Annotated in this window: 3 protein-coding genes; all 3 read left to right on the forward strand. The window is 25.0% G+C overall.

Features of this window, described 5'->3' with window-relative positions; all coding sequences use genetic code 11:
• Nucleotides 1–122 precede the first annotated feature (122 nt).
• The 3 genes from GBZ86_RS12310 (at nt 123) to GBZ86_RS12320 (ending at nt 5,154) form a co-directional block, all read left to right on the forward strand.
• Nucleotides 123–701: a metal-dependent hydrolase gene (locus GBZ86_RS12310; RefSeq protein ID WP_170272240.1), complete on the forward strand. Its 579-nt coding sequence runs from the start codon at nt 123–125 to the stop codon at nt 699–701.
• 123 nt (nt 702–824) lie between these two features.
• Nucleotides 825–3,863: a GDSL-type esterase/lipase family protein gene (locus tag GBZ86_RS12315; protein WP_152891086.1), complete on the forward strand. Its 3,039-nt coding sequence runs from the start codon at nt 825–827 to the stop codon at nt 3,861–3,863.
• Between the two features lie 190 nt (nt 3,864–4,053).
• The gene (locus tag GBZ86_RS12320) at nt 4,054–5,154 is read left to right on the forward strand and encodes a DUF1002 domain-containing protein (protein ID WP_170272241.1); all 1,101 of its coding nucleotides are present in this window, start codon (nt 4,054–4,056) and stop codon (nt 5,152–5,154) included.
• Nucleotides 5,155–5,257 lie beyond the last annotated feature (103 nt).

A 5,257-nucleotide genomic window follows, 5' to 3' on the forward strand; every position in this document is an offset into this window, starting at 1 on the left:
ATATAGTATTATTTTAGAATATTATATATATGTTTTTAAATTTTTAAAGATAAATTTTGTTGAATATTAAGTATAAGGAATTGTATAATATTATTAAAAAATATAAAGGAGGACTTTATAATATGAATGCAAAAGGGCATGCTATTATTGGAGCAGCCTGTGGTGCTATGGTTGGAGCAACTTTAAATGCTGTATCTCCTGAGTTTCTTGATGTTGGGAATAAAACTAATACTGCACTTTATATGGTTTCTGTTATAAAATGTACTGCTGGGGCAGTTATTGGAGCGTTAATTGTAGATATAGATACTAAAAAATCAAAAGCTTCACAATTTTTTGTAAAAGTATTGTTAGCATTAATATGGGCTTATGTAGCCATAAGTATTTTAAATATTGGTTTTTTAAATAATTTACTAAAAGATTATTATTATGAGATATCAACTCATACTGTTATAGTTTCTTTTGCAATACTTTGTACATTAGGAAAATTATCTCCACATAGACAATTTACCCATAAAGTTGTAGGAACTACTGTATTTTGCATAGTAGCATATTATTTATTTGAACAAGCAACTGCTATAGGGTTTATGGTTGGATACATAAGTCATATATTATTAGATAAAACTACAAAGGCCGGATTAAAGTTTTTTGATATAAAACTTCCCCTTCAAGATTCAAGAGGAAATGTAAAAATAAATTTATAAATAATAAAGAAATAGTTTTATATAAAATACAAAAAAACCTTTAAATTTATTAATTTAGAGGTTTTTTTGTATTTTAATAGAATATATACTTATATGAAAAAAATTAACTAGGGAGGTATAACTGTGAAAAAAAATTTAATTAAAAGCTTAATAGCTATTTTTTTATTAAATAACATAATTTTTTCAACACCTGTTTTAGCTTCTTCAAAAAATTATATTAATTCAATTACTAATGAGAATATAATGAAAAATACGGAAAAAATACAAAATTTAAAAACACCTGTTATTCAATATAATGTGAATAAAGATTTTAATGGAACTAATGATTTTATTGATATTTCAGAAAATATAGATAAAGTTAAAGATTTATCAGTAGGTACTTTTGTAATAAAATTTAAAACAACAGAAAATTCTAATCAAACTTTGTTTACTATGTCAGATAAAAATGATTCTAACAGCTATTTTGAAGTAAAACTACAAAATGGAAAAATAAGATTAGAAACTATAGAGAATGGACAAAATTTAATGTCATATACTGCACATAACATTTCTGTAAACGATGACAAGTATCATACTATAGTTATAAGTGGTGGAGAACTTGGAGGTATAATGTATGTGGATGGAGAAAAGATTGTAGACTTTCCAGATCATACAAATAAATTTATGTCATTGGTGAATACTCCTAATAGCATGACTATAGGAAATAAAGTTACTAATTCGGGTGAAAGTTCATATTTTAAAGGGACTATAGAGTATGTAGAAGTATATGATACTCAATTTAATCATGAAAATTCTTCAAGGTTTAGCAAAAATGATTATAGAGAAATATTGAAAAGAATTCATGGAAAAAATAAAAATAATATAGTTTTTGCCGGAGATAGTATAACTCATGGAATACATCATTTAAAAGGTTATAGAAGTTATTCAGAGCACTTTAATGAAAGATTGAGAGGGGAAGAAATAGGTGGTATTTTAAAAAATGATAGTTTTGTTATAAATACTGGGGTATCTAGTGCAACTACTAAAGATTGTTTAAGAGGATTTAATACATGGGTAGAGACTTATAATCCAGATATAGTATTTTTAACTTTTGGAATGAACGATTGTACTGCTATGAGTGTTAATGAATACAAAGAAAATCTAAAAACTTTGGTAAATAAGGTTAGAGAATTAGGAGCCATTCCTATAATTCAAACTATAAATACAACTAATGGAAGTAGAGAAAATGAATTACCTCCTTTTATGGAAGGGGCTAGAGATGTTTCAAAAGAGTTAGATGTATTTTTAATTGATCATAATAAATATTGGAGTGATTTAGGTAAAGATATTACAAATCCTTGGATGGGGGATGCAATTCACCCTAATGAAACAGGTCATTTAGAATTAGTAAAACTTATATTTAGAGAATTACAGTTAGATACAGAAGATAGCTATACTAATAAATTAACTTATCCTTTAGAAGGAGATGGATATGCTAAACCTATAGTAGAAAATATTAATTATCCAAATTATTCAATGGTTGAAGGAGTAAAGCCTTTGACTTCATATAAAATAAATAGAGAATTTTATGGAAAAGAATATATAGATAGATCAGATGATATAAATAAAATTAAAAATTTAAATAAAGGATCTATAGTTACAAGATTTAATTTAACATCAGGTTCTAATGCACAAACTATTTTAAGTTTATCAGATTCAACTGACCCAAGTAAAGAAGTAGCAGTTGGAATAAATGGTAATGGAACAATATTTTTAAATGGAAGAACAGACAATGGAGTAGTAAATTTTACTACAAGTAAAAATGGATATAATGATGGTTCTTGGCATACTTTGGTGATGAATTTTGAGGAGAATGGTATAGGAGTATATGTAGATGGAGAAAAAATTCATTCAGTATCAAATAAAATATTTTTTTCTAGTTTAAATAATCCTACACATCTTAGCATAGGAAGAAATATTGACAATGAAAGTGGACAATGGTTTTTTAATGGAGCTATTTCTTTTATAGATATTTATGAGAAAGTGTTAAACGAAGAAGAAATAAAAAATATAAGTCCTAAAGTAGAAGCTAAAAATGAATTTAATGAACTAAGAAATAAAATATTAGAAGATGGAATAGGTAATTCTTGGGTCCTTTTAGGGGATAATTCTACATCAGGAAAAGGTTCTACTTATGGTTATAAAAATTATACAGAGTATATAGAAGAAAGAATACGTTGGGAACTAAGAGGTTCTTTAATGATAAATAGAGAACGTTTTATGATTAATTCAGCAGTAAATGGAGCAACATCTACAGATATATTAAATAATTTTAATGATTGGGCTACAGAGTTTGAGCCAGAAATAATATCTATTATGATAGGAAGTAAAGAAAATGTTAGTGTAGATCTATTTGAGCAAAATTTAAGAGAAATAATTTCAAAATCTAAAGAAATAGGTGCTAGTATATTACTTCAAACACCAGTATTAAGTGAAAATAATATTGAAGATTTTGTAAATGTAATATTAAAAGTGGGAAAAGAAGAAAATATTCCTGTAGTAGATCATTATAATACATGGAAAGAGATTGAAAAAAATAATCCTCATCTAAGGGAAGTTTGGCTAAATGAAAAAGGAGAACCTAACCATAGAGGCCATTTAAGAATTGCTCAGGAGATTATGAAAGCCTTAAATATTTTTGATAGCAATTCATTATCTGGTGGTGGTAGAGTTGATATGAAGTATGAGGATTCTGAATATACTGAAGAGCTAAAATCAACTTTAAAAAATTTAATAACAGAATGTAATAAAACAATAGATGAAAATAGTGAAAGTTCATATGATGAAGATCTAAAAAAAGCATTAGTAGGTGATATTGATGCTGCTACAAGAGAATTTAATAAAGTAGATGCAAATAGTAAAACATTAAATAATGCTATAAAATATTTGAAAAATTCTTTGGAAAGCTTTAAAGCATCCCTTGCTCCTACAAATCCAGATAGTATTTTTGATATAAATAAAGATGGCACTATAAATATAGGAGATTTATCAATAGTTAGTAAGAATATAGGAATAGATGAAAATAATATAAATTGGGAAAAGGTTAAAATATGTGATGTAAATAAAGATAAGATAATAGATAATAAAGATGTACAAGCTGTTATGGAGAAAATAATACAATAATATAAAGGTTAATAAAAAATTAATAAAACCTATAAAATAAGTTTAATCTCTTATTTGTAGGTTTTATTTTGTGGAAAAAAATAAGGAATATTTAATAAAAAAGTATATTATTAGAAATAATCCTATGTTAGAATATTTACACGTATATATTAAAGAAATGGTATATGAAATTATTTATGGAGGGGAATTAATGATTTTAAAAAAATTTAAACAAGCTGTAAGTATATTTTTAATTGGAGGAATTTTTCTTTCAGTTTCAAAAACAGTAGTTTTAGCTCAAAGTAATAAACCAGTTGTATCCTTAGGAGCAAATTTAACAGAAGGTGAAAAAATTAAAATGTTAGATGAATTTGGTGTAATTAGAGATAATGCAACAGTAATTGAAATTACAAATCAAGATATTAGAGAACAATTAGGAATGGACCAAAGCAAACCAATACCAGCAACAAGTAAATCTATATCTAGTTCGTGTGTTGAAATTAAAGAAAAGGGTAATGGTATAAAAGTTGCAACTAAAAATTTAACAGAGGTTACAGATACTATGCTAGCTAATGCTCTATTAACATCAGGGGTAACAGATGCTAATATTAAAGCTTCAGCTCCGTATAATGTAACAGGAACAGCTGCTTTAGCAGGAGTATTAAAAGGATTTGAAAGTGCCAGTGGACAAGAATTGTCTTTAGAAAAAAAAGAGGTTGCTAGAGAGGAAATATCAACTACAACTCAATTAGGACAATCTATAGGAAAAGATGAAGCTGCTGCAATAATTAATGAAATAAAAACTGAAGTGATTAAAGAAAAGCCTAAAAATAATAAAGAAATAGAAAATATAGTAATAAATATAACTAACAATTTTAATATTGAATTAAATACTGAAGACAAAGCAAGAGTTACATCTCTCATGTCAAATGTTAATAAATTAGATTATAATTACAATGATATGAAAGATTCTTTAAATAAATTAAATGAAAATATAAATAATAAACTTAAAGAAATAGGAAGTGAATTAAAAGAATCTGGAATATTTGAAAAAATATTTAATTCAATAAAAAACTTTTTTAAGAATGGTTTTGAATGGATTAATAATATATTAAAAAATGAAAATAATAATGAGGATTTACCAATAGATTTAAATAAAAATAATGAAGAAATTTTCTTTGAAGAGGATATAAATAGTGAAAATTTTAAAATAGAGGATCAATTAAATAATGATAAAGATAAATTACAACAGGATGAAAATATTGAAAAAGAAAATAAAATTGAAGAAGAATTAAATTTAAACAATAATTAATTTAAAAATTAAAATGTTACAAGTTTTTAAAATATTTTTAAAAAAAATAGGTTTTTATGATTATATTAAACACATTAAATTATTAATAAGAATAAGATAAAGT

It is taken from the genome of Clostridium tarantellae, from assembly GCF_009295725.1.
Lineage (GTDB): Bacteria > Bacillota > Clostridia > Clostridiales > Clostridiaceae > Sarcina > Sarcina tarantellae.